Here is a 23,286-nt window from a genome sequence, read left to right as displayed (position 1 = left end):
GCCTCGTCCTTCTCCTCCGACATCCCGATCGGCCCGATCATCGTGCCGTTGAGGAACTGCTTGACCACCGGCTCGTCCGAGGTCAGCAGCACCTCACGCGGACCGAACATCACCAGCTCGCGACGGAACAACATGCCGATGTTGTCCGGCACCGTGCGCGCCAGATTGATGTTGTGCGAGACGATCAGGATCGTCGCGTCGATCTCGGCGTTGATGTCGATCAACGTCTGCGAGATGTACGTCGTGCGCACCGGGTCCAGGCCCGAGTCCGGCTCGTCGACCAGGATGATCTGCGGATCGAGCACCAGCGCCCGGGCCAGGCCGGCACGCTTGCGCATACCCCCGGAGATCTCACCGGGCAGCTTGTCCTCGGCCCCGAGCAGACCGACCAGCTCGAGCTTGTCCATCACGATCTTGCGGATGTCGGACTCGGACTTCTTGGTGTGCTCGCGCAGCGGGAACGCCACGTTGTCGTACAGGTTCATCGACCCGAACAGCGCGCCGTCCTGGAACAGCACCCCGAACAGCTTGCGGATCTCGTAGAGCTCCTTGCTCGAGCACTGCAGGATGTCCGTGCCGTCGATGACGATCGAGCCCTGCTCCGGGCGGAGCAGGCCGATCAGTGACTTCAGGAACACCGACTTACCCGTACCGGACGGGCCCAGCAGCGCACTGACCTCACCCGCGGGCAGCGTCAGCGTGACGTCCTGCCAGATCCTCTGTGAGCCGAACGACTTGGTGAGCCCCTCGACCGCTACCTCAACTCCCACCGTTACCTCCACACCTCTCCGACACGGTCCCCACCTGTGGGTCGCGTCACTCTATCGCATCGGAGTGGTACCTGTGACACCGGATCCTACCCAAGAGTAAGAAAGGTGGTCAACGCCGGCGACATACCCTGACTTATGTTGTGACCTGCGCTGATGCGACGCACGTCACTCGGTTCGTCGCCAACATATCGCCACGGGTTCGATCCCGCAGGCCAACCCGCCGGAGAGCCGGAAAACACGAAAAAGGGCCGTTTCCCGCGGACCTTACGGTCCGGGGAAACGGCCCTGTTCACACTCGAACGCCGGTCACCCGGCGAGCAGCGCAGGAACAGCCGTCTTACTTGACGGTGACCTTGGCGCCGGCCTCCTCGAGCTTCGCCTTGGCAGCGTCGGCAGCGTCCTTGGCGACCTTCTCCAGGATCGGCTTCGGAGCACCCTCGACGAGGTCCTTGGCTTCCTTCAGGCCCAGGCCGGAGACGATCTCGCGGACGACCTTGATGACCTGGATCTTCTTGTCGCCGGCACCCTCGAGGATGACGTCGAACTCGTCCTGCTCGGACTCGGCCTCGGCAGCGGCGGCCGGAGCGCCGGCAGCGGCAACGGCGACCGGAGCAGCAGCGGTGACCTCGAAGGTCTCCTCGAATGCCTTCACGAACTCCGAGAGCTCGAGCAGGGTCAGTTCCTTGAACGCGTCGAGCAGCTCTTCGGTGGTGAGCTTCGCCATGATGGCGGTCCTTCCTGTAAGTCCCTCGTCGCTGATCCGCGACCGTGGGATGGTGCGCGCCGGAGCACGCGTGGATGTGTCAGTGATTCGCGGTGACGCGGATCAGCTTCAGGCGGCCTCTTCGGCCTTCTTCTCCTGCAGGGCGGCCGCCAGGCGAGCCACCTGCGAAGCAGGAGCGTTGAACAGGCCTGCGGCCTTTGCCAGGTTGCCCTTCATCGCGCCTGCGAGCTTGGCCAACAGCACCTCGCGGGACTCGAGGTCCGCGATCTTGTTGACCTCGTCCACGGACAGCACAGCGCCGTCCATGTACCCGCCCTTGACGACGAGTGCCTTGTTGTCCTTCGCGAAGTTCTTCAGAGCCTTCGCGGCGTCGACGGGCTCACCTGCGATGAACGCGATCGCGGTGGGTCCGACGAACAGATCGTCAAGGCCCTCGACGCCTGCCTCAGCGGCAGCACGCTTGACGAGGGTGTTCTTGGCGACGGAGTAGGTGGCACCCTCTCCGAGAGCGCGTCGCAGCTGGGTAAGACTTCCGACCGACAGACCGCGGTACTCCGTGATCACGGCGGCCGTCGAGTTCTTGAACTGCTCGGTGATCTCCGCAACCGCGGATACCTTCTCGGGCTTTGCCATACTTCGCCTCCTCTCAGTAACAGTCGTTTTCCCGTCCGTCCCGTGCGGGACGTCCCACTTACGAAAACCGCACGGCCGGAAACGACGAACGCCCCGGTGCAGGGCACACGGGGCGCAGAAGGAGAAGGCTCACACGATTCGCGCGTCGCCGCGCGAGATGTCCACATCTCCCCTTACCTCGTTCACCTGCGTGGGCCGCCGGACGATTCTCCGGACCTTCAACCGAATCCGCACGCGGACCCGGTGACCAACGGTCTTGGGTAGAACATGATCGGGGTGAAGATCGGCACAATGCCGAACTACGCAGGAAAGAGTACCGGACTCCGTCCCGTGAATGCAAAACGGGCCCCGGACGGCACCCCTGCAATGCGAACGGCCGGCCCGGACGCGAGGTCCGGGCCGGCCGTTCGTGCTTCGAGAGCGTGTCGTCGACCTTACTGGTCGGCGTCCTCGAGGAGGTTACGCGTACGCGCCGGATCCACCGGGATGCCCGGGCCGGTGGTCGTCGCGATCGTGACCTTCTTGAGGTAGCGACCCTTCGCGGAGGACGGCTTGGCACGCAGGACCTCGTCCAGCGCAGCCGCGTAGTTCTCCACCAGCTTGGCGTCGTCGAACGAGGCCTTGCCGATCACGAAGTGCAGGTTCGCGTTCTTGTCGACGCGGAAGTTGATCTTGCCGCCCTTGATGTCGGTGACAGCCTTCGCGACATCCGGGGTGACCGTGCCCGTCTTCGGGTTCGGCATCAGACCGCGCGGGCCGAGGACACGCGCGATGCGGCCGACCTTGGCCATCTGGTCCGGGGTGGCGATCGCGGCGTCGAACTCGAGCCAGCCGCCCTGGATCCGCTCGATCAGGTCCTCGGCACCGACGACATCGGCACCGGCGGCCTCGGCCTCGGCGGCCTTCTCGCCGACCGCGAACACGATGACGCGGGCGGTCTTACCCGTGCCGTGCGGCAGGTTGACCGTGCCGCGGACCATCTGGTCGGCCTTGCGGGGGTCCACACCGAGACGCATCGCGACCTCGACGGTGGCGTCGTAGTTCTTCGACGACGTCTCCTTGGCCAGCTTCGCAGCCGCGAGCGGGCTGTAGAGGGTGGAGGCGTCGATCTTCTCAGCGGCGGCGAGGTACGCCTTGCTGCGCTTTGCCATGTTCTGTCCTAACTTCTCACCGTACGGTGAATGGTTCGGTCGTGGTAACGGGCCTGGCAGGCCCTCCCACGGGTTCCTGCTGTGGGCGTCAGCCCTCGACCGTGATGCCCATCGAGCGCGCGGTGCCGGCGATGATCTTCGCGGCGGCCTCGATGTCGTTGGCGTTCAGGTCTTCCTGCTTGGTCTTGGCGATCTCGCGCACCTGGTCCATGGTGACCTTGGCGACCTTGGTCTTGTGCGGCTCGCCGGAGCCCTTCTGCACACCCGCAGCCTTGAGCAGCAGCTTCGCCGCCGGCGGGGTCTTCAGCTTGAAGTCGAACGTACGGTCCTCGTAGACCGTGATCTCGACCGGCACGACGTTGCCGCGCTGCGACTCGGTCGCGGCGTTGTAGGCCTTGCAGAACTCCATGATGTTGACGCCGTGCTGGCCCAGCGCGGGGCCGACCGGCGGCGCCGGGTTGGCCTGACCGGCCTGGATCTGGAGCTTGATGAGCCCGGCAATCTTCTTCTTCTTCGGGGGCATCTCTATTCCTAGTTTCTTGCTCGGTGTGGTTCTTGCGTACTGCTACTGCAAGTTTGGAGGGGTCGGAATCCCGGAGCCGCTCAGATCTTGGAGACCTGGTTGAACGACAGCTCCACGGGAGTCTCGCGACCGAAGATCGACACCAGGACCTTGAGCTTCTGCTGCTCGGCGTTGACCTCGCTGATGGACGCGGGCAGCGTCGCGAACGGCCCGTCCATCACGGTCACGGATTCGCCGACCTCGAAGTCCACCTCGATAGTGGGCTTGGCGGCGGCCGCGGTGGCCTCGCCGGTCGTCGCCGCACCGGCGGCCGGCTTCTTCTTCGACTGCTGCGGCAGCAGGAACTTGACGACCTCCTTGATCGTCAGCGGCGACGGACGCGAGGTCGCGCCGACGAAGCCGGTGACGCCGGGGGTGTTGCGCACCGCGCCCCACGACTCGTCGTTCAGTTCCATGCGCACCAGGATGTAGCCGGGCAGCACCTTGCGGTTGACCTGCTTGCGCTGGCCGTTCTTGATCTCGGTGACCTCTTCCGTCGGCACCTCGACCTGGAAGATGTACTCCGCGAGGTCCAGGTTCTGCACGCGGGTCTCGAGGTTGGCCTTCACCTTGTTCTCGTAACCGGCGTACGAATGCACGACGTACCAGTCGCCGGGCTCGAGGCGCAGCTGCTTCTCGAGAGCCTCGGCGGGATCCACCTCGGCCTCGGCTTCGGCCGCTTCTTCGACGGTCTCGATGCCCGCCTCTGCCGACTCCTCGGCCGCTTCCGCGGTCGCGGTGTCGTCGACAAAGACCTCGTCCGAAACGCTCTCCTCGGCCGAAGGCTCGTATGAGTCGTTCTCGGGGGTGCTCACCGGGGCACTTTCCTCTCGTCGATCACAATTCGCCGGCACGCGTACGCGCTAGCCGAACAACCAGCTGACGCCCTTCACGAACGCCAGATCAATTCCAAAGATGAATGCGGTCATGACCGTCACGAAGACCACGACGACCGTCGTGTAGGTGACGAGCTGCTTGCGATTGGGCCAGATGACCTTACGCAGCTCGGCAATGACCTCGCGGAAGAAGCGCCGCAGACGCTTGAAGATGTTCTCGGGCTTCTTCGCGCCGGATTTTCCGGACTTTCCGGCGGGGGCCTTCGTGGCGACCGCGGTAGCCGAACGTCCCGACTCGGCGGCAGCGCGCGGGGAATCGGGGGAACGTCGACCGGAACGCTTGCCGCTCGGCCGGGAGGACGGAGAGGAAACGCCGGGGGTTGCGTCGGTTGCAGTCCGGCCGTCGCGGGGATCGGTGATCCCGGCGGTGTTGCCGTCGCGCGTACCGCGCTCCTCGCTCACATCGTTCCTCTCGGTCGCTGGCCGTCCGGGTGCAGGGGCGACAGGACTTGAACCTGCAACCTGCGGTTTTGGAGACCGCTGCTCTGCCAGTTGAGCTACGCCCCTTTGGTCGACCTCACCGGAGAACCGGCGTCTTCGGTCGACCCATCCGTGACCACATGACACGCGCGCCACCCAATCGGTCTGTACAAGCACCGAAGAGCAGCGCGCTGCGCTATGCGATCCCAGAAGCCTTAGTGTACTTCATAGCCCCGGAACAAACCCAATCCGCCCGGCACTCAGGCCAGACGAACCGTTGCGGTGGCCCGTCCGAAGATCTTACGCCCCTCGGACTTGGCCACGATCGCGACCACTGCTGTCTTGCTGGCTTCGTCCACCGACCTGATCTTGCCGGTGAACTCCACCTCGGCGGCCTTGTCGGCCTCCACGTAGACCGGGCTGGTGAAACGGACGTTGTATTCCGTTACCGCACCCGGATCTCCGAGCCACTCTGTCACGAAGCCGGCCGCGATGCCCATGGAGAGCATGCCGTGACCGACGACGCCGCGCAACCCGGCGAGTTCTGCAACCTTGTCGCTCCAGTGGATCGGGTTGGGATCACCCGACACACCCGCATAGTTGACGAGGTTGCCGCGAGTCAGCGTGACGACCCGCGGGGGCAGCTCGTCTCCGACCGAAACGTCCTCGAACCTACGAAGCGACATGCATCATCACATCCTTGACCGCGTGGGCGATGTTGGCGTCCACCTCGCCGCCGGTGCGACCGACCAGCGTCGTCCATGTGGTCAGCACGAGGTTGTCGTGCTGGTCCGTGATGATGTTCTTGGTGGTGATGATGTCACTGCCGGCAGCCTGACGGAAATCGTCGAGGTGCACATCGCAGAACAGTCGATCACCGACCTGGATCGGGCGATGGAACACGATCCGTTGATCGGTCTGCATGATCTGGCTCAAGTCGTAGCCGACGACGATCTCTTCGAACAACTTGCGCTGGGCGATCATGCCGATGATCGAGACGAAGGTCAGCGGGGCGATGAGACCGTCGTAACCGAGGCCCTTCGCCGCTTCCTCGTCGTAGTGTGCCGGATTGGGATCCAGCACGGCGCGTGCATACTCGCGCACCTTCTCCCGGCCGACCTCGTAGAAGTCCTCGACCCGGTAGTGGTGACCGACCATGGACGCAGCGTGAGCCGCGACATCGAACGGGATCCCGGCCTGTTCGGTCACGTCCACGATGTTCTCTTCACTCACCAGTGTGTCCGTCATACGAAAAACCCCCCGCAAATCCACCCTGACGTCTGTGACGTGGGCAGTTCTGCGGAGAGCTCACGCGTCGACGTCGACCTGTTGACTACTTCGACTCGCGGTGCGCCTGGTGGCTGCCGCAGTTCGGGCAGAACTTCTTCAGTTCCAGCCGGTCGGGGTCGTTGCGACGGTTCTTCTTGGTGATGTAGTTGCGGTGCTTGCACACCTCGCAGGCCAGAGTGATCTTCGGCCGAACGTCAGTTGAGGAGGCCACGGGATGCCTTCTTTCGCGTAAATCCGATCTTCGTCAGATCAGGGTGGTTCATTCTACTTTGGTAGCGGTGACCGGACTTGAACCGGCGACGCAACGATTATGAGTCGTTTGCTCTACCAACTGAGCTACACCGCCTCGGTGTCGAGTGTCGCGCGAAATAGGGCGGCACCACAATCCAGCGAGCCCCCTGACGGAATCGAACCGTCGACCTTTTCCTTACCATGGAAACGCTCTGCCGACTGAGCTAAGGGGGCGTGGCCGCCGTTCGCATCTCTGCTCCCTGCGGCCTCCAAAAGATTACACACACTCGCCCCCAGTACAAAATCAGCAGGTCAGAGCGCATAAATCGGGCATTCGACCACCCCTGTCCGACGTGCCCGTACGGAAGCTTCGTGCGTCCGTCCGTCAGCCCGGGGTGCCGGCTGCACCGCACTCACCCACCACCGGTGCTCACCACCGGTCCACCGCCACCCGATCGTCGTCCCGACGCACCCGGCGCGGGCCGGAGAGGTGGCAGGCGGGGATGGAGGAGTCGGGGCGACGCACCGGCTCGGAAAGACGGAGTTCGGATACGGAAACGACCCGGAAATGCAGAACGGCCCCGATCCGTGAAGATCGGGGCCGTTCCTGTGGCAGGTGTAGGATTCGAACCTACGTAGGCGTAAGCCGACGGATTTACAGTCCGCTCCCATTGGCCGCTCGGGCAACCTGCCTGGTGTGCGATCCGGGACCGTGTCCCTGACGCGTTGGAAGAATACAACGCACACCCCCCTGGAATGCAAACCGGGTGGATACGGGGGGTTACGACCCGATAGCGTCGGCATGGAACCTGTACAGAACTCGATCCGAAGTGGAGTGCCTCGTGGCTGATTCGTCGTTCGATGTGGTGAGCAAGGTCGACCGGCAGGAGGTGGACAACGCGCTGAACCAGGCCGCGAAGGAACTCGCGACCCGCTTCGACTTCCGCAACACCGACGCCTCGATCGAATGGTCCGGTGACGAGTCCATCACCCTCACCGCGAACACCGAGGACCGTTTGCTCGCCGCCCTCGACGTCTTCAAGGAGAAACTGATCCGCCGCGACCTGTCGCTCAAGTCGTTCGACGCGGGCGAGCCGACCCAGTCCGGCAAGGTCTACAAGCTGACCGGCACCCTCGTGCAGGGCATCAGCCAGGAGAACGCGAAGAAGATCTCCAAGCTGATCCGCGACGAGGGCCCGAAGGGCATCAAGGCGCAGATCCAGGGCGACGAACTGCGCGTCTCCGGCAAGAAGCGCGACGACCTGCAGGCCGTGATCGCGCTGCTCAAGAACGCCGACCTGGACGTGGCCCTGCAGTTCGTCAACTACCGCTAGGTCCTGTACCGGGCACACAGACCGCCCGGGCGCCGTTCGCGGCCTGCGCTGACCCCGACCGTCAGCGCAGGCCGGCCAGGCGCTCGAGACGCTCGATCCGGTCCGCCATCGGCGGATGCGTCGAGAACAACCGGCCGACCTTGTCGCCCGCCCGGAACGGGTTGGCGATCATCATGTGCGACTGCGCCGCGATGCGCGGTTCCGGCGGCAGCGGAGCCGCCTGCGTGCCGCGCTCGAGCTTGCGCAGGGCCGACGCCAACGCCAGCGGATCGCCGGTCAGCTCGGCGCCCGACTGATCGGCCTGATACTCCCGCGACCGGGACACCGACAGCTTGACCACCGTCGCCGCGATCGGACCCAGCAGCGACACCAGCAGCAACGCAAACGGATTCGCGCCGTCCCGGTTCCCGCCGAAGGCGCCCGCGAACATCGCGAAGTTCGCCAGACCGGAGATCACCGCGGCCATCGCCCCCGCCACCGACGAGATCAGGATGTCCCGGTTGTAGACGTGGGAGAGCTCGTGCCCGAGCACCGCCCGCAACTCCCGCTCGTTGAGGATGTCCAGGATCCCGCTCGTGCAGCACACGGCCGCATGCCGCGGATTGCGGCCGGTCGCAAAGGCATTGGGCGCGTTGGTGGGGCTGACGTACAGGCGCGGCATCGGCTGGTGCGCCGTCGTCGCGAGTTCCCGCACGATCCGGTAGATCACCGGGGCCTGCACCTCGGTGATCGGCTGCGCGTGCATCGCCTTGAGCGCCAGCTTGTCGCTGTTGAAGTAGGCGTACGCGTTCATGCCCACGGCGAAGACGATGGACAGGATCAGGATCGTCGGGTTCCGGAACAGGGAGCCGATGAACACGATCAGCGCCGACATGCCGATCAACAGCACGGCCGTCTTCATACCGTTCGCATACCCGTGCACCTGGCACCCCTTCCCGATCCCACAGAGCCCTGTGCCGTTCAACGACCCTGTGTCGTTCAACGAACCGGGGCACGCACCGGGTTCCCGGGGAGTGGACCCCGCCGAATTATCCGACCCGGGCGATCGTGTAGTCCACCAAACGGGACAAAGCGTCGTTCGCCGGACCCTGCGGGAGCGCCGCCAGTTCGGCGTGCGCGCGATCCGCGTACTCCTTCAGCGTGCGCTTGGCCGCCGCCATGCCCGGTGAACGCACGAGCAGCTCGAGAGCCTCGGCGACGAGATCCTCGTCGCTCACGGGTCCGACGAGAATCTCACGCAGACGATCGGCATCCGGCCCGGACTCCCGCAGCGCATACAACACCGGCAGGGTGTGCACGCCCTCACGCAGGTCGGTTCCCGGAATCTTCCCGGACTCGGTGGACACCGACGCGATGTCGATGATGTCGTCGGCGATCTGGAAGGCCGTGCCGACCGCGTCCCCCAGCCGCTCGAGCCTGGCGATGTGCTCGGCGTCGGCACCGGAGAAGGTTCCCCCGAAGCGACCGCACGCCGCGATGAGCGAACCCGTCTTCTCCCACACCACCCGCAGGTAGTGCTCGATCGGGTCCTGTTCCTGCCGCGCCCCGATCGTCTCGCGCATCTGACCCGTCACCAGCTCGGCGAACGTCTCGGCGATGATCTGCACGGCGGACGGCCCCAGCGTCGACACCAGCCGCGAGGCGTGCGCGAACAGGTAGTCGCCCGCGAGAATCGCGATGCTGTTGCCCCAGCGGGCATTCGCGCTCGGCGCGCCCCGGCGCATCGCCGCCTCGTCCATCACGTCGTCGTGGTACAGCGTCGCCAGGTGCACGAGCTCCACGACCGTCGCCGCCGTCACCAGCGACGGATCCGTCGGATTCGGCCCGAGCTGACCGGTCAGCACCGTGAACAGCGGGCGGAAACGCTTACCGCCCGCCTTCGCCAGATGCAGTGCTGCCTCGGTCAGAAAGTCTTCGCCGTCGGACAGTTCCTGCACGAGCAGTTCCTCGACCCGGACGAGTCCGTCCCGCACGGTGGCCGCCAGGTCCGGATCGCCGAGATCGACCCCGGCCACCACGGTTCCCGACACCGAGCCGGACGAACCGGCGGTCTGCGCCGCCCCCTCAGTGCTCACGATGAAGTACCCATCCTGTTCTGTCGCCTCGGCTCCACCGTAGTGAACCTAGCCGTTCCCCCGGTCGGCCACCTCGTCGAGGCACCGAACCTACACCTGACAAGATGGGCACGTGGTGGAACAACCCTCCGCGCGCGCGTCGCGCCAGGCCGACAATGCCCTGCCCGAAAGCACCGATGTCCTCGTCGTCGGTGCTGGTCCCGCCGGTTCGTCCGCCGCGGCCTGGGCCGCCCGGCAGGGACACGACGTATTGCTCGTCGACGCGGCGACCTTCCCGCGCGACAAGACGTGCGGCGACGGCCTGACCCCGCGCGCCGTCGCCGAACTCGACCGCCTCGGGCTCGGCGACTGGCTGCGCACCCACACCGTCAACCGCGGCCTGCGCCTCGAAGGTTTCGGGCAGCGCCTCGAACTGCCGTGGCCCGACGGCTCGTTCCCCACCCAGGGCAGCGCGGTCCCGCGCACCGAACTCGACGACCGCATCCGCCGCGCCGCCGTCGACGCCGGGGCACACATGGTCGACGGCGCGAAGGCCGTCTCGGTCGACCGCGACGGCGACCGCATCACCGCCGTGACGATGCGCACGTCCGCCGGACTCCGGACCGTCGCATGCCGGCGCCTCGTCGTCGCGGACGGCGTCCGCTCCCCGCTGGGCAAGATCCTCGGCCGGACCTGGCACCGCGACACCGCCTACGGCGTCGCGGCCCGCGCCTACGCCGCCTCCCCGCGTAGCGACGACCCGTGGATCACCTCGCACCTCGAACTGCGCGATCCCTCCGGCGCGCTGCAGCCCGGATACGGCTGGGTCTTCCCGCTCGGAACCGGCGAGGTGAACATCGGCGTCGGAACCCTCGCGACGTCCGCCCGTCCGGCGTCGGGGTCGCTGCGCCCGCTCATCGACCTGTACGCCTCGCAGCGCCGCCCCGAATGGGGACTCGGCGAGGTGACCCGGGTGGCGTCCGCGCTGCTGCCGATGGGTGGTGCCGTCAGTGGGATCGCCGGACGCAACTGGGCCCTCATCGGCGACGCCGCCGCGTGCGTGAACCCGCTCAACGGCGAAGGCATCGACTACGGACTCGAAGGCGGCCGTCTCGTCGCCCGGGTCCTCGACTCCGACAACCTCACCCACCTGTGGCCGGCACTCCTGCGGGAACGCTACGGACGCGCATTCTCGGCGGCCCGGCGGCTCGCGGGCCTGCTCACCATCCCGCAGTTCCTGCCCGCGACCGGGCCGATCGCGATGCGCTCGCGGGCACTGATGACGGTCGCGGTGCGGGTCATGGGCAACCTCGTCACCGACGCCGACGCCGACCTCGTCGCCCGCGCGTGGCGGACGGGTGGGCGCACCTCGATGCACTGGGACCGGCGGCCCCTGTTCGCCTGAAGCGCTCTACCCGAGCGCCGTGCAGCGCTCTATCGGACTGCGCTGTGCAGCGCTCTATCGGACTGCGCTGTGCAGCGCTCTATCGGACTGCGCTGTGCAGCGCTCTATCGGACTGCGCTGTGCAGCGCGACGATCCCACCGGTGAGATTGCGCCACCGCACCGACTTCCACCCGGCCGCCTCGATCCGCAGCGCCAGTTCCCGCTGGTCCGGCCAGGCGCGGATGGACTCGGCCAGGTAGACGTACGCATCCGGGTTGCTGCTCACCGCCCGGGCCACGCGCGGCAACGCCCGCATCAGGTACTCCATGTACACCGTGCGCAGCGGCTCACGGACCGGCGTGGAGAACTCGGACACCACGAGCCGTCCACCCGGCTTGGTGACCCGCGCGATCTCGCGGAGCCCGGCATCGAAGTCGGAGACGTTCCGCAGCCCGAACGAGATGGTGGCGGCATCGAAGACGGCGTCGGCGAACGGCAGTTTCATGGCGTCACCGGCGACCATCGGCACCTGACGGAAACTGCCGGCCTTCAGCATGCCGATCGAGAAATCGGTGGCGACGACCCATGCTCCGGAGCGTCCCAGTTCGACGGTCGACACGCCGGTGCCGGCGGCGAGATCGAGGACCCGCTCCCCCGGCTTCAGATCCAGCGCCGCGCGCGTCGCCCGGCGCCATCCGCGGTCCTGCCCGAACGACAGCACCGTGTTGGTGAGGTCGTATCGCTCGGCGACACCGTCGAACATGGACGCGACCTCGCGCGGATCCTTGTCGAGGGATGCACGTGATCCGTGAGTAGTTGCCACGGCCGAAACGTTACCCGCTATGCCCGACGGCGCAGGTACAGCAGTACCGGCGTCGCGATCAGCCAGGTGACGACGATCACGGACCCGGCGGGCACGATCGCGACGCGCGCGTCCCTGCCGGTGACACGGACCAGGTCCGGTTCGCTGCGGGCGTATTCGACGGCGATGCGCTGCCCGACCGTGAGGCCGGTCGGATAGAGCACCCCGAGTTCCGGGTTGTGGGTGACGCCGTCCGGGGTGACGAAGCTGATCGCCGAGCGCAGGGAACCGGCCGAGAGCACCTCGGCGGTCGCCGTTCCGGTGTCGGCGCCGATGATCCGGTCGTTGCGCCACGCGCCGAGCACGAGGATCACGGCGAGCACCGAGACGGCGATCGCGACGGCGAGCACCGCACGGCGGGCCCGCACGTCGGCGGTCGGGCCGGGCACGGCGGCGGCTGGGGTGGCGGTCACGCCCGCGACCTCACAGCTGCGCCCGCACGGCCGCGTGGAGTTCACGCAGGCCGGCGCGGTCGGTCGCGACCTCGAGCACGCGGATGCCACCGGCGGGAACCGTTGGGTCGGCGAGCGCGGCGGTCAGTCCGGGCAGATCGACGCGGGTGTGCGGGACGCGGTAGGCGGCGCACAGCGCGGCCAGGTCCATGCCGTGCGGGGTGCCGAAGACGCGTTCGAACACCCCCGCGTACTGGGGGTCACCCTGTTCGAGCAGCTCGAAGATGCCGCCACCGTCGTCGTTCGCGACCACGATCGTCAGATCGCGGGGACGCGGTTCGGCGGTGCCGATCAGCAGACCGGACGCGTCGTGCAGGAATGTCAGGTCGCCGAGCAGCGCGACCGTGCGGCCGTCCTCGTAGGCGAGGGCGGCACCGACCGCGGTGGAGACGGTGCCGTCGATTCCGGCGACCCCGCGGTTCGACAGCACGGTCACGCCCTGCTTGGGGTAGCTCACGAGCGCGGCGTCGCGTACCGGATTCGACGCGCCGAGCAGGAGCTGGTCGCCGGAGCGCAGAGCGTCGGTGACGGCCGCGGCGACGTGCAGGCCGGTCGCTTTCGGATGCCGGTCGAGCTGGGTGCGCACCGCCTTGTCGGTGTGCGCGGTCAGCCGGCGGCAGCGGTCGAGCCACGCCGGATCGGGGGTGCCGGTGACGACCGCACGGGTGCCGGTAGCCAGCACGTTGCCGGACACGTCGGGCCAGCGCGGCCCGGTGGTGAGTGCGTACACCTGCACGGACGGGTCCGCGAGCAGCTTCGACACGGGCCGGTGCAGCGTCGGCCGGCCGGTGACGACTGCTTGGCGGGGCTGAAGCTGCGGCAGGGCCATCGGGTGGACGGGGATGCCGTGCATCGGCGCGGTGGGTTCGGCGACGGTGGGCAACCCCGCCAGTTCCGGCCGGTACGCCGAGCCGTGCCCGGAGATCACGACGGTGTCGCCGGTGACGTCGAGTTCGAGCGGCACGTCGAGGGTGGCGTGCGTCGTGGTGGTCCAGGCGCTGCCGTCGGCGCGACCTTCCGGCGCCGGCCCCTGCGCGTGCACGTCGGGGACGAGCGGTTCACGCAGCGGAATGTCGAAGTGCACGGGACCCGCGTTGCCGGAGCGGGTGCCGCGCGCGGCGGCGAGGACGCGGCTGACGGCGGACCGCCACTGACTGTTCTGTTCGAGACCCTCGGCCAGGCCCAGGCTGATCGTCGCCCTGACCTGGCTGCCGAACAGTCCGAGCTGCTCCACGGTCTGGTTGGCGCCGGAACCGAGCAGCTCGTACGGCCGGTTCGCGCTGAGCACGACGAGCGGCACGCGGGCGTAGTTCGCTTCGAGGACGGCCGGCCCGAGGTTCGCGACCGCGGTACCGGAGGTCATGACGACCGGCACGGGCCGGCCGGACGCGAGCGAGAGGCCGATGGCGAGGAACCCGGCGGTGCGCTCGTCGATGCGCATATGCAGCCGCAGCCGGCCGGCCGTGTCTGCCGCCTGCAACGCGAACGCGAGCGGCGCGTTGCGCGAGCCCGGGCACAGGACCACGTCGCGAACACCGCCTCGGGCGAGTTCGTCGACGACTGCGGTGGCCTGGGCGGTGGACGGATTCACGGCGTCCAGCGTAGTTCGGCGTTCGCTGCGGACAGCCGTCCCCCGGCCGATCGGGAGGGGTGTCACAGTACGAATGTGCGCGGAGCCCGGCGAGAATGGGCGCATGCGCACAGTCTTCGAGCCCGCCGAGCTCAGCCCCGGTCGCTTCTACCGGCTTCTCACGGCGACGATCGTCCCGCGTCCGATCGCGTGGGTGTCGACGGTCTCGGCCGACGGTGTGGCCAACGTCGCGCCCTACAGTTTCTTCACGGTCGCGAGCGTCGCGCCGCCGGTGGTGCAGTTCACGTCGGTGGGCCGCAAGGACAGTGTCCGCAACATAGAGGAGACCGGCGAGTTCGTGATCAACATCGCGACCGTGCCGTTGATGGAGCAGGTCAACGAGACCTCGGCCGGGTTCGCGCACGACGTCGACGAGTTCGCGCAGGTGGGTCTGCGGGCCGAATGCAGCGAGCGGGTGCATCCGCCGCGGGTCGCCGAGTCCCCGGCTTCGATCGAGTGCACGCTGCACCGGATCATCGAGGTCGGTGACTGTTTCGTGGTGATGGGTGACGTGGTGGCGGTCACGGTGCGGCCCGACGTTCTCGCCGAGGACGGGGCGCCGAATTTCTCCGCGCTCGCCCCGGCCAGCCGTCTCGGGCGCACCGAATGGGGATTGACACCACAGATCCGCACGCTCGAGCGTCCCGAGTTCTGAGCGTCCCGGCTGGCACACTCCGGTCGTGGACAGTCGCGTCGTACTCGGTTTCATCGCAATCTTCGCCGGCCTGATCGCCGGTGCGGCGCTGTTCGTGCCGTTCGTCGCGGTGAGCTATCGCCGCCGGGGCAGGGTCTCGGTCGGGCGGCTGGCGGTGTGGGTGGCGGCCCTCGTCTATTTCTGGGCGCTCTGGGCCTACACCCTGCTGCCGTTGCCCGATCCGCAGACGCTGATGTGTGCCGGGACCAACACGGACCTCTTCGCGTCGGTCGACGATCTGAGGGGCGCGTGGTCGAATGCCGGGGGCCGTCCCACCGCCCTTCTCGGTGACGCGGCATTTCTTCAGCTTGCTCTGAACGTCCTGTTGTTCGTTCCTCTCGGTTTCCTCGTCCGGATACTCGGGGGCCGCGGACTCGTGGTGGCGGCCGCGCTCGGGTTCGCGACGTCGCTGTTCGTCGAGCTCACCCAGCTGACCGGGATGTGGGGTGCGTACGACTGCGCGTACCGGGTGTTCGACGTCGACGATCTGCTCACGAACACCGTCGGGGCGGTGCTCGGCTCGCTGCTGGCGCTCGCGGTTCCACGCGGCCTGCTGGACCGGTCCGGCGACGCCGACCCGGGGGAACCGCGCCCGGTCACCGTGCCGCGCCGGTTGCTGGCGATGGCGTGCGACTGGCTCGGCTACATGCTGACGACGTTCACCGTGGCGGTCGCGGTGCGGGCCTACCTGATCTACCTGGCCGACGATCGCGCGACCGCGGTCGACGGGCCGGTGTCGACGATCGTCGGCGGTGGCGTCGCGCTCGCGGTGTGGTTGCTCGTCACCCTCGTCAGCGGCGCGTCCCCCGGCGATCACGTGGTGCGGCTGCGGTACACGGGCGGGTCGATGCCCGTGGCGTTCTCGCGGCTGCTGCGGTTCCTCGGCGGCATCGGCGGGTACGGCCTGCTCGACCTGCTCCCCGAGCGGTGGAGCGGCCTGGTCACCGCGTTCGCGTGCGTCGCGGTCCTGGCGGCGGTGTTCACCCGCAACGGCCGTGGTCTGCCGGGTGTGCTGACCGGGCAGGAACTCGTGGACAGTCGCGCACCCGAACGGACACCGGTCGACATAGGTTAGGCTCGGCTGACCTCCGATCAGTTTCGGGGGGCAGGAGGTGGACATGGCCGATCGAGCCCGGACCGCGGCGCGCAGGACCTCGAAGTTCCTCAAACCGGCCACGCGCGAACTCGTGCGCGCCCGGGTGCTGGCGTCCGAGCGGATCAGCCCCTCCTTCGTCCGCGTCACCGTCGGCGGGGAACGCCTCTCGAGCATCGCCCCGATGGGGTTCGACCAGTGGTTCCGCATGCTGTTCCCGGACGCCGGGCAGAACGAACTGCACCTGCCGGTCGCGGACGACGACCAGTGGTGGCCGGGGCTCCAGGCCATGCCCGCCGACATCCGCCCGGTGCTGCGCAACTACACGATCCGCCGCTACCGCCCGGCCGGCGCGGGACGGTTCGGGGACACCGCGGAGATCGACATCGACTTCGCCTCGCACGGCGATCTGGGCCCGGCGTCCGTGTGGGCCGACACCGTCCGGCCCGGCGACGAGCTGGCGCTGCTCGACGAGGGCATCATCTATCAGCCGGCTCCCGAGGCGCGGTGGCAACTTCTCGTCGGCGACGAGAGCGCCCTGCCCGCGCTGGCGGGGATCCTCGATTCGGCGGAGTTCGACATGCCGGTCGAGGTGTTCGTGGAGGTCGCCGATCCGGACGACGTCACGGCGCAGAATCTGCAGACCGGGCCCCACGTGCGAGTGCACACGGTCGTGCGGCCGGATCCGGATGTGCGTCCGGGGGCCGCGGTGGTCGATGCGGTGCGGACGGCGGTTCTGCCGGACGGGCCCGGCTATGCGTTCGTGGCCGGCGAATCGGAACTGGCCACGGGTGTGCGGCGGCACCTGGTGCGCGACCGCGGACTACCGAAGTCGGCGGTGACCTTCACCGGTTACTGGAACCACGGTGCGGCCGCCTACTAGTCGGCGATGAAATGGGTGATGCCTTCCCGGGCCCGTCCCCGCCCCGAGACCGGAAAGGCATCTACTGCTCAGCTCAGCCGGCGTGCTTCTGGATGAGCGCACCCAGGCGCGGCAGCGCCTCGGCGACGTGCTTCTGTGCCGACCCGCGCAGCGAGTCGTACACCTTCTTGACGGCGGCCTTCGACGAGCCGGCGATGCGCTCGTCGGTCACACCCAGGAGCGCGTTCGAGACCTCGTCCTCGCGGGCGACGAGGAAGTCGGCGAACGATCCGTTGCCGCCGAACTCGTTCCAGAACGGCTGGATCTTCTCGACGAACTCGGGCAGCAGCCCCTCGATCGCGCCAGGCACGATCGACGGTCCCACCTTCTTCACCGCGGCGTATCCACCCTTGAGGGCGAGACCCGAGGCGCCCTTCTTGTCCGAGACCTCAGCATCGATCAGAGCCTCGACATCGGAGATGACTGCCGGGAACTTGTCGGCGCCGAGCAGAGCATCACCCAGAGCTGCAACCACTTTCACTGCCTCCATACATGGGACTTGTGACGATTGGGACGCCCGAACGATATACGACCCGGCGACGGCGACATACTCCCGAGTTACCCGAGAAGCGTGTGGCAGCGTCGGAGCCGGTCCGTCCACCACCGAACCCGCTCACTGGAGGCCGCCACCTCGGCCAGCAGCGCGGGGTCGGGGGCGATCGCCCCGACCGGGATCACCCCGTCGGACATCGTCCGCACCGGCGCCACATCGGCCGTGAAGAAGCCACCGGTGCCCAGGCCACAGGCGTACGGCAGGTCCGGCAGCGCTGCCGCGGCGGCCAGCCCCGAGCCCATGCCGACCGCGGAATCGAGTGCGCTCGACACCACGACGGGCACCCCGTGCTCGGCCAGCTCGGCAGCGAGGGCCAGGAGCCGCCGGGCCCCACCGAGAGGTGCGACCTTGACCACAGCGACGTCGGCACCACCCGCGCGGACCACCCGCAACGGATCCTCTGCCCGCCGGATGCTCTCGTCCGCCGCAACCGGCACGTCCGGCAGCCGGCGTCGCAGCTCGACGAGTTCGGGCACGGTGGCGCACGGCTGCTCCGCGTACTCGAGAGGCGCGTCCGCGGTGAGGGCGGTCAGCGCGGTCACGGCCTCGTCGACCTCCCAGCCGCCGTTCGCGTCGACGCGCACGTTGTCGATCAGCTCGCGGACCGCCCGCACCCGCGCAATGTCCTGCGCGAGGTCCTGCCCCTTCTCGGCGACCTTCACCTTCGCGGTCCGTGCCCCGGGGAACCTGGCCAGGATCTCGGGCACGCGGTCCGGGTCGACCGCGGGAACGGTCGCATTGACCGGCACCGCCGTGCGGCGCGGTTCGGGATCGCCGAGCCAGGCGGACTCGATCGCCGACCGCAGCCAGTGCGCGGCCTCGTCGTCACCGTATTCGGGGAACGGGCCGAACTCGCCCCAGCCGGCCGGTCCCTCGATCAGCACGACCTCGCGGGTGGTGATCCCCCGAAACCGCACCCGCATGGGCAGCGACACGACGACCGCGCCGGCGAGGACCTCGTCGACCGGGGGCAGGTCGAGTGGGGGCAGCACCGGATCGGTCACGGCTGGCCGGGCAGCAACTGGATCATGAGGGCTTCGCAGTCGCACAGCAGCGTACCGTCGGGCGTGCGCAGCTCCGCGGAGCAGAAGATCTTGCGGCCCTCCACCCGGTCCACCCGGCCCTCGACGACCAGCTCGGATCCGATCGGGGTGATCTTGCGGTAGTTGACGTGCAGATATCCGGTGCGGGAGATCGGATGCCCGGAAGAGTGCACGACCATGCCGAACAGATCGTCGAACAGCAGCGGGATGACGCCGCCGTGCACGGCATTGTTCCCCCCGCGGTGGAACAGGCGGAACGTGCCGCGCTCGCGGACGCCCTCGGCGTCGAACTTCTCGATGAGCCACGGCGGCTGCAGCAGGCTTCCGCGGCCGGGCAGCTCCGGATTGAACCCGGCCGGCGACTTGCCTTCCGGAACCTGATGCGGCTCGAGGAGATCACCGAGGGCCTCGGCCTGCGCGATCGCCTGCTCGACCACGTCGTCCGGAGGGTTGGTCGAGACCGCTAGATCCTGCAGGCGCCGCAGTGCTTCGACGAGCCGCCCGTAGTTCGGACCGGCCTTGACGGGCGTGTACACGGGGAACCCGCCGTGGTGTTCGTGTTCCGTGTCCACCGACCGGTCCGTTTGTTCGCTCATATCGAGCACGTTATCGGCCGCCGACGATCGGGTCGTGGCGAACCCCACCCTCTAAGGTGACGACGTGACCTTCAATCCTGAGTTGTGGCGCCCGGTCCCGGGCTTCGAGAACCTCACCGACATCACGTACCACCGGCACATCACGCAGGGCACCGTCCGCGTCGCGTTCGACCGGCCCGAGGTGCGCAATGCGTTCCGCCCGCACACCGTCGACGAGCTGTACCGGACGCTCGACCACGCGCGCATGACGTCGGATGTGGGTGCGGTGCTGCTCACGGGCAACGGTCCGAGCCCGAAGGACGGCGGCTGGGCATTCTGCTCGGGCGGCGACCAGCGCATCCGTGGCCGCAGCGGCTACCAGTACGCGAGCGGCGAGACCGCCGACACCGTGGACAAGGCGCGGGCCGGTCGGCTGCACATCCTCGAGGTGCAGCGGCTGATCCGGTTCATGCCCAAGGTCGTGATCGCGCTCGTCAACGGCTGGGCCGCCGGCGGCGGGCACAGCCTGCACGTCACGTGCGACCTGACCCTCGCCTCCCGCGAGCACGCCCGGTTCAAGCAGACCGACGCCGACGTGGGCAGCTTCGACGGCGGGTACGGCAGCGCCTACCTCGCGAAGATGGTCGGGCAGAAATTCGCCCGCGAGATCTTCTTCCTCGGCGACACCTACACCGCCGAGGAGATGCATCGGATGGGTGCGGTGAACCGGGTCGTCGACCACGACGAACTCGAGAACGTCGCGCTCGAGTGGGCGGCCAAGATCAACGGCAAGTCCCCGCAGGCGCAGCGCATGCTCAAGTACGCGTTCAACCTGCAGGACGACGGACTCGTCGGGCAGCAGTTGTTCGCGGGTGAGGCCACCCGCCTGGCGTACATGACGGACGAGGCCGTCGAAGGTCGCGACAGCTTCCTCGAGAAGCGCGACCCGGATTGGTCGCCGTTCCCCTGGTACTTCTGACCTCCTCTCCGGTTGCTCGCCTCCGGACGAGCAACCGGAGAAAGCCGGGCGTTTCGTTCGGCGAATCGGTCGCGAATCCCGGCCGGTCCGGCACACTGTGGTCCATGACCGACCGCGAGCGCCCGGCACCCGAACACACCCGGCCGGACGGAGTCGACGACGCGACGATCGAGGCAGTGGGCAAGCTGTCCGAGGCGCTCGAAACCATCGAACAGGCCCGCGGTCATCTCTATGCCTTCCATCAGCTCATGGGCCGCGGTGACCTGCAGGCCGGCGACGCCGCCGATCTCCTCGAGGCCGCCGGGCACACCGAACTCGCCGAGAAGGTGCGCACCGAACTCGTCGGCCGCAACGTCATCGAGGGACGGTGGAGTTTCCAGCTCGTCGAGGAGTTCGACGACGGCTACTGGTCGGAGTTCCGGGCTCTGGACTCGGACGTGCGCAGCAAACTGGTCGACGGTCGCCGGCACCTGTTCGAGGCCGAGATGAAAGAGGAACGACGGACCCACGGCCGGCGAGGTCACGAATCGTGCCCCGGCACGCACGAGTAGAGGAAGGAACCCGGAACGTGGAGGTGCTGAGCAGCCGGACGATCCTGCGTCCGCGCGACTACGACGCCGCGCTCGAGTTCTACGGGAAAACGCTCGGTCTCGCGATCGCCCGTGAGTACCCGGGCGGCACGGTGTTCTTCGCCGGGCAGGGGCTGATCGAGATTGCGGGGCACGGCGCGTCCGACGAACCGACCCACTTCGCCGGCGCCCTCTGGCTGCAGGTGCGGGACGTGTACGACGCCGAGGCGGAACTCGTTCTCGCCGGCGTCGAGATCGTGCGGGAGGCCAGGCAGGAACCGTGGGGGTTGCACGAACTGTGGATCGCGGACCCCGACGGCATCCCCGTCGTGCTCGTGCAGATTCCCCCGGACCACCCGATCCGGCGCGACACCCGGTAGCGCGAGCGGTGCCGGGAAACCGGGCCGAGGACCGGTCCGGGGCACCCGGGAAAGTAACGATGAGAACAAGATCACATCGCTCCGCGAGTGACTCCTCCCACACGCTTCGAGCGGCACCCTCCCGCGACCTCGTGTAACAGGTTCGAAACGCTTTCAGTTCATCAGAGCTTCGCTGTACTTTTGCCTAACCGCTACCGCACAATCTTCAGATGTGACCGCTGAGCTTGTTGTCCTCCTGGTAGTGGTCGTCACTGCCCTCGCATTCGACTTCACCAACGGATTCCACGACACCGGCAACGCAATGGCCACATCCATCGCCACGGGTGCGCTGAAGCCGAAGGTGGCAGTTGCGCTCTCGGCGACTCTCAATCTGGTGGGCGCCTTCCTGTCCGTCGAGGTCGCCGCGACCGTCGCGAAGGGCGTCGTCGATCTGGGCAGCACCGGCGGCGAAGAACTCCTCATCATCGTCTTCGCGGGTCTCGTCGGCGGCATCCTCTGGAACCTCGCCACCTGGCTGTTCGGCCTGCCCTCGAGCTCGTCGCACGCGTTGTTCGGCGGCCTGATCGGCTCGGCACTCGCGGCCATCGGCATCAACGGCGTCGTGTGGGACGGCGTGCTGGGCAAGGTGATCATCCCGGCACTGCTCGCGCCGGTGGTCGCCGCACTCGTCGCGACGGTCGGCACCTGGGCCGTTCACCGGCTCACCCACGACATCCCCGAGAATCACCGCTCGCACGGCTTCCGCATCGGCCAGGTGGGGACCGCGTCGCTCGTGTCACTGGCTCACGGCACCAACGACGCCCAGAAGACGATGGGCGTCATCTTCCTCGCGCTGGTCGCCCACGGCACCATCACCGCCGACGCCGAGATGCCGTTCTGGGTCAAGCTCGCCTGCGCGGTCGCGATCGCGCTGGGCACCTACCTCGGCGGCTGGCGGATCATCCGCACCCTCGGCAAGGGCCTCGTCGAGATCTCCCCGCCGCAGGGCATGGCGGCGGAGTCCTCGTCGGCCGCCATCATCCTCACGTCCAGCCATTTCGGTCTGCCGCTGTCGACCACGCACGTCGCGACCGGCTCGATCCTCGGCACCGGCCTCGGCACCAAATCGGCCGACGTCCGCTGGGGTGTCGCCGGGCGCATGGCCGTGGCCTGGTTGATCACGCTGCCGTCGGCCGCTCTGGTCGGCGCGATCTGCTGGGGCATCGCACACCTGATCGGCGGTCTCCCCGGCGTCCTGGTGGTGTTCGCGATCCTCTGCGCTCTGGCGCTGTTCATGTATCTGCGGTCGCGTAAGCAGCCGATCGACGCCTCCAACGTCACCGCCGAGTGGGAGGGCGGAAACAAAGGCAACGCCTCCGGCGCACACACCGTGTCGACGGATCCCGACGCGCGTCCGGCCGGGTCGAAGGGGCGCCTGTGAATCTCTTGGTCCACACTCTGAGTTCCCTGTGGCAGGTCGTGCTGGTCGGACTGATCTTCGGTGCCGGTCTTCCGGCACTGTTCGCCCTCGGAATGCGGTCGCTGGCGTCGGGCGGTACCGATGAGAACGCCGGTCCCACCCTCATCGGCAAGGCCGGTGCAATTGTCTGCTTCGCTGTGGTTGTGATTGCCATCATTGCGGGAATACTGCTGTTGACTGCCGACTTCCTGTCCAGCAGTTTCGGCATCAACCTGTTCTGATCGCACACCACGAAAGAAGCCCAGTGTCCAAGTATTCGCTTCGCTCGGTCCTCGACTGGCTGCGCGCCGGCTACCCGGAAGGCATTCCGGCAAAGGACCACTTCGCGCTGCTCGCGGTGCTTCGGAGACGGCTGACCGACGAAGAGATCGCCCAGGTCGTCGAACTGTCCATCGCTACCGCGCACGAACGTCCCGATCGTCACGTCGACTACGACACTCTCAAGAAGATCATCGCGGGGGTCCTGCACGAGGAGCCCACGGAGGAGGACGTCGAGCGGGTCACCGCACGTCTCGCCGAAGGCGGATGGCCGGTGTTGGCCGCCGAGGACGCCGCGTCCACCGAAGACACCGCGTCCACCGAAGACACCGCGTCCACCGAGGACACCGCCTCGGCCGACACCGCT

At 67.8% G+C, this 23,286-nt stretch carries 28 protein-coding genes, 4 tRNA genes and 1 pseudogene; 11 read left to right on the top strand and 22 right to left on the bottom strand.

The window, feature by feature from the left end; translation table 11 throughout:
• The 14 genes from ACWDTS_RS03695 to ACWDTS_RS03630 form a co-directional block, all read right to left on the bottom strand.
• On the bottom strand, positions 1 to 770 hold a 770-nt coding region (locus ACWDTS_RS03695; RefSeq protein WP_450117603.1), incomplete at its 3' end, for an ABC transporter ATP-binding protein.
• Between the two features lie 337 nt (positions 771 to 1,107).
• Positions 1,108 to 1,494, bottom strand: coding sequence for a 50S ribosomal protein L7/L12 (gene rplL, locus ACWDTS_RS03690; protein WP_003937621.1), 387 nt, complete (start codon positions 1,492 to 1,494; stop codon positions 1,108 to 1,110).
• Between the two features lie 108 nt (positions 1,495 to 1,602).
• Complete coding sequence (gene rplJ / locus ACWDTS_RS03685) at positions 1,603 to 2,127, bottom strand: 50S ribosomal protein L10 (protein WP_197250541.1); 525 nt, start codon at positions 2,125 to 2,127, stop codon at positions 1,603 to 1,605.
• A 434-nt stretch (positions 2,128 to 2,561) separates the two neighbouring features.
• Positions 2,562 to 3,278 carry a 50S ribosomal protein L1 gene (rplA, locus tag ACWDTS_RS03680; protein WP_450110332.1) on the bottom strand — a complete coding sequence of 239 codons (717 nt, stop codon included), beginning with the start codon at positions 3,276 to 3,278 and terminating at the stop codon, positions 2,562 to 2,564.
• Between the two features lie 88 nt (positions 3,279 to 3,366).
• Positions 3,367 to 3,801: a 50S ribosomal protein L11 gene (rplK, locus tag ACWDTS_RS03675; protein ID WP_247273074.1), complete on the bottom strand. Its 435-nt coding sequence runs from the start codon at positions 3,799 to 3,801 to the stop codon at positions 3,367 to 3,369.
• Between the two features lie 80 nt (positions 3,802 to 3,881).
• A complete protein-coding gene (nusG, locus tag ACWDTS_RS03670) occupies positions 3,882 to 4,655 on the bottom strand; it encodes a transcription termination/antitermination protein NusG (RefSeq protein ID WP_248674849.1) in 774 nt (257 codons plus the stop codon).
• A gap of 48 nt (positions 4,656 to 4,703) precedes the next feature.
• On the bottom strand, positions 4,704 to 5,138 hold the full coding sequence (secE, locus tag ACWDTS_RS03665) for a preprotein translocase subunit SecE (RefSeq protein ID WP_450110333.1): 435 nt from the start codon (positions 5,136 to 5,138) through the stop codon (positions 4,704 to 4,706).
• A 32-nt stretch (positions 5,139 to 5,170) separates the two neighbouring features.
• Positions 5,171 to 5,243 (bottom strand) — tRNA-Trp (locus ACWDTS_RS03660).
• Positions 5,244 to 5,416: 173 nt separating this feature from the next.
• A complete protein-coding gene (hadB, locus tag ACWDTS_RS03655) occupies positions 5,417 to 5,842 on the bottom strand; it encodes a (3R)-hydroxyacyl-ACP dehydratase subunit HadB (RefSeq protein WP_197250543.1) in 426 nt (141 codons plus the stop codon).
• Positions 5,829 to 6,404 carry a (3R)-hydroxyacyl-ACP dehydratase subunit HadA gene (hadA, locus tag ACWDTS_RS03650; RefSeq protein ID WP_197250544.1) on the bottom strand — a complete coding sequence of 192 codons (576 nt, stop codon included), beginning with the start codon at positions 6,402 to 6,404 and terminating at the stop codon, positions 5,829 to 5,831. The genes hadB and hadA overlap by 14 nt, the downstream gene beginning before the upstream one ends.
• Positions 6,405 to 6,489: 85 nt before the next feature.
• Positions 6,490 to 6,657 (bottom strand): 50S ribosomal protein L33, encoded by a 168-nt coding sequence (gene rpmG, locus ACWDTS_RS03645; RefSeq protein ID WP_068156180.1) that lies wholly within the window; start codon positions 6,655 to 6,657, stop codon positions 6,490 to 6,492.
• A gap of 59 nt (positions 6,658 to 6,716) precedes the next feature.
• A tRNA-Met gene (locus ACWDTS_RS03640) sits at positions 6,717 to 6,792 on the bottom strand.
• 46 nt (positions 6,793 to 6,838) lie between these two features.
• Positions 6,839 to 6,911, bottom strand: a tRNA-Thr gene (locus ACWDTS_RS03635).
• Between the two features lie 376 nt (positions 6,912 to 7,287).
• Positions 7,288 to 7,370, bottom strand: a tRNA-Tyr gene (locus ACWDTS_RS03630).
• A 149-nt stretch (positions 7,371 to 7,519) separates the two neighbouring features.
• Between ACWDTS_RS03630 and ACWDTS_RS03625 the strand changes: the two genes are divergently transcribed.
• Entirely contained in the window at positions 7,520 to 8,011 is a 492-nt protein-coding gene (locus ACWDTS_RS03625; protein WP_450110334.1) for a YajQ family cyclic di-GMP-binding protein, read from the top strand.
• 61 nt (positions 8,012 to 8,072) lie between these two features.
• Here the strand turns inward: ACWDTS_RS03625 and htpX are convergent, their stop codons facing one another.
• Together htpX and ACWDTS_RS03615 are read right to left on the bottom strand one after the other, a co-directional pair.
• Positions 8,073 to 8,933: a zinc metalloprotease HtpX gene (gene htpX, locus ACWDTS_RS03620; RefSeq protein WP_450117602.1), complete on the bottom strand. Its 861-nt coding sequence runs from the start codon at positions 8,931 to 8,933 to the stop codon at positions 8,073 to 8,075.
• 106 nt (positions 8,934 to 9,039) lie between these two features.
• Positions 9,040 to 10,086 carry a polyprenyl synthetase family protein gene (locus ACWDTS_RS03615; protein WP_450110335.1) on the bottom strand — a complete coding sequence of 349 codons (1,047 nt, stop codon included), beginning with the start codon at positions 10,084 to 10,086 and terminating at the stop codon, positions 9,040 to 9,042.
• A gap of 112 nt (positions 10,087 to 10,198) precedes the next feature.
• Here ACWDTS_RS03615 and ACWDTS_RS03610 point away from each other — a divergent pair, with 112 nt between their 5' ends.
• Entirely contained in the window at positions 10,199 to 11,470 is a 1,272-nt protein-coding gene (locus tag ACWDTS_RS03610) for a geranylgeranyl reductase family protein (protein WP_450117601.1), read from the top strand.
• Between the two features lie 104 nt (positions 11,471 to 11,574).
• Here ACWDTS_RS03610 and ACWDTS_RS03605 read toward each other — a convergent pair whose 3' ends face one another.
• From ACWDTS_RS03605 to menD, 3 genes are read right to left on the bottom strand one after another with little or no spacing between them, the layout of a single operon-like run.
• On the bottom strand, positions 11,575 to 12,273 hold the full coding sequence (locus tag ACWDTS_RS03605) for a demethylmenaquinone methyltransferase (protein ID WP_420752060.1): 699 nt from the start codon (positions 12,271 to 12,273) through the stop codon (positions 11,575 to 11,577).
• 17 nt (positions 12,274 to 12,290) lie between these two features.
• Positions 12,291 to 12,725 carry a DUF3592 domain-containing protein gene (locus ACWDTS_RS03600; RefSeq protein ID WP_248674852.1) on the bottom strand — a complete coding sequence of 145 codons (435 nt, stop codon included), beginning with the start codon at positions 12,723 to 12,725 and terminating at the stop codon, positions 12,291 to 12,293.
• 10 nt (positions 12,726 to 12,735) lie between these two features.
• Positions 12,736 to 14,355 carry a 2-succinyl-5-enolpyruvyl-6-hydroxy-3-cyclohexene-1-carboxylic-acid synthase gene (menD, locus tag ACWDTS_RS03595; RefSeq protein WP_450110337.1) on the bottom strand — a complete coding sequence of 540 codons (1,620 nt, stop codon included), beginning with the start codon at positions 14,353 to 14,355 and terminating at the stop codon, positions 12,736 to 12,738.
• 103 nt (positions 14,356 to 14,458) lie between these two features.
• Here menD and ACWDTS_RS03590 point away from each other — a divergent pair, with 103 nt between their 5' ends.
• The 3 genes from ACWDTS_RS03590 to ACWDTS_RS03580 are packed head-to-tail and all read left to right on the top strand — an operon-like array spanning position 14,459 to position 17,064.
• A complete protein-coding gene (locus ACWDTS_RS03590) occupies positions 14,459 to 15,049 on the top strand; it encodes a flavin reductase family protein (protein WP_450110338.1) in 591 nt (196 codons plus the stop codon).
• 25 nt (positions 15,050 to 15,074) lie between these two features.
• A complete protein-coding gene (locus tag ACWDTS_RS03585; RefSeq protein WP_450110339.1) occupies positions 15,075 to 16,163 on the top strand; it encodes a VanZ family protein in 1,089 nt (362 codons plus the stop codon).
• Positions 16,164 to 16,206: 43 nt separating this feature from the next.
• A complete protein-coding gene (locus ACWDTS_RS03580; RefSeq protein WP_450110340.1) occupies positions 16,207 to 17,064 on the top strand; it encodes a siderophore-interacting protein in 858 nt (285 codons plus the stop codon).
• Positions 17,065 to 17,137: 73 nt separating this feature from the next.
• Here ACWDTS_RS03580 and ACWDTS_RS03575 read toward each other — a convergent pair whose 3' ends face one another.
• The 3 genes from ACWDTS_RS03575 to ACWDTS_RS03565 all read right to left on the bottom strand — a co-directional run bounded on the left by ACWDTS_RS03575 (position 17,138) and on the right by ACWDTS_RS03565 (position 19,295).
• Positions 17,138 to 17,578, bottom strand: coding sequence for a DUF6918 family protein (locus ACWDTS_RS03575; RefSeq protein ID WP_450110341.1), 441 nt, complete (start codon positions 17,576 to 17,578; stop codon positions 17,138 to 17,140).
• Between the two features lie 83 nt (positions 17,579 to 17,661).
• Complete coding sequence (locus ACWDTS_RS03570; protein WP_450117608.1) at positions 17,662 to 18,579, bottom strand: o-succinylbenzoate synthase; 918 nt, start codon at positions 18,577 to 18,579, stop codon at positions 17,662 to 17,664.
• Between the two features lie 77 nt (positions 18,580 to 18,656).
• A complete protein-coding gene (locus ACWDTS_RS03565; protein WP_450110342.1) occupies positions 18,657 to 19,295 on the bottom strand; it encodes a hotdog domain-containing protein in 639 nt (212 codons plus the stop codon).
• Positions 19,296 to 19,359: 64 nt separating this feature from the next.
• Here ACWDTS_RS03565 and ACWDTS_RS03560 point away from each other — a divergent pair, with 64 nt between their 5' ends.
• The 6 genes and pseudogenes from ACWDTS_RS03560 to ACWDTS_RS03535 form a co-directional block, all read left to right on the top strand.
• The gene (locus ACWDTS_RS03560; protein ID WP_450110343.1) at positions 19,360 to 20,253 is read left to right on the top strand and encodes a 1,4-dihydroxy-2-naphthoyl-CoA synthase; all 894 of its coding nucleotides are present in this window, start codon (positions 19,360 to 19,362) and stop codon (positions 20,251 to 20,253) included.
• Between the two features lie 104 nt (positions 20,254 to 20,357).
• Positions 20,358 to 20,804 (top strand): hypothetical protein, encoded by a 447-nt coding sequence (locus ACWDTS_RS03555; protein ID WP_197250555.1) that lies wholly within the window; start codon positions 20,358 to 20,360, stop codon positions 20,802 to 20,804.
• Positions 20,805 to 20,821: 17 nt separating this feature from the next.
• A complete protein-coding gene (locus tag ACWDTS_RS03550; protein ID WP_450110344.1) occupies positions 20,822 to 21,202 on the top strand; it encodes a VOC family protein in 381 nt (126 codons plus the stop codon).
• Between the two features lie 211 nt (positions 21,203 to 21,413).
• Positions 21,414 to 22,622, top strand: coding sequence for an anion permease (locus ACWDTS_RS03545; RefSeq protein WP_450110345.1), 1,209 nt, complete (start codon positions 21,414 to 21,416; stop codon positions 22,620 to 22,622).
• On the top strand, positions 22,619 to 22,882 hold the full coding sequence (locus ACWDTS_RS03540) for a hypothetical protein (protein WP_197250557.1): 264 nt from the start codon (positions 22,619 to 22,621) through the stop codon (positions 22,880 to 22,882). Before ACWDTS_RS03545 ends, ACWDTS_RS03540 begins: the two co-directional genes overlap by 4 nt.
• A 23-nt stretch (positions 22,883 to 22,905) precedes the next feature.
• Positions 22,906 to 23,241, top strand: a pseudogene (locus ACWDTS_RS03535) (DUF3349 domain-containing protein); the annotation flags it as partial.
• Positions 23,242 to 23,286 lie beyond the last annotated feature (45 nt).

The sequence above is a fragment of the Rhodococcus sp. NPDC003383 genome (genome assembly GCF_053589115.1).
Note: the sequence above shows the minus strand (reverse complement) of the source record. Positions and strands in the feature narration are given on the sequence as shown.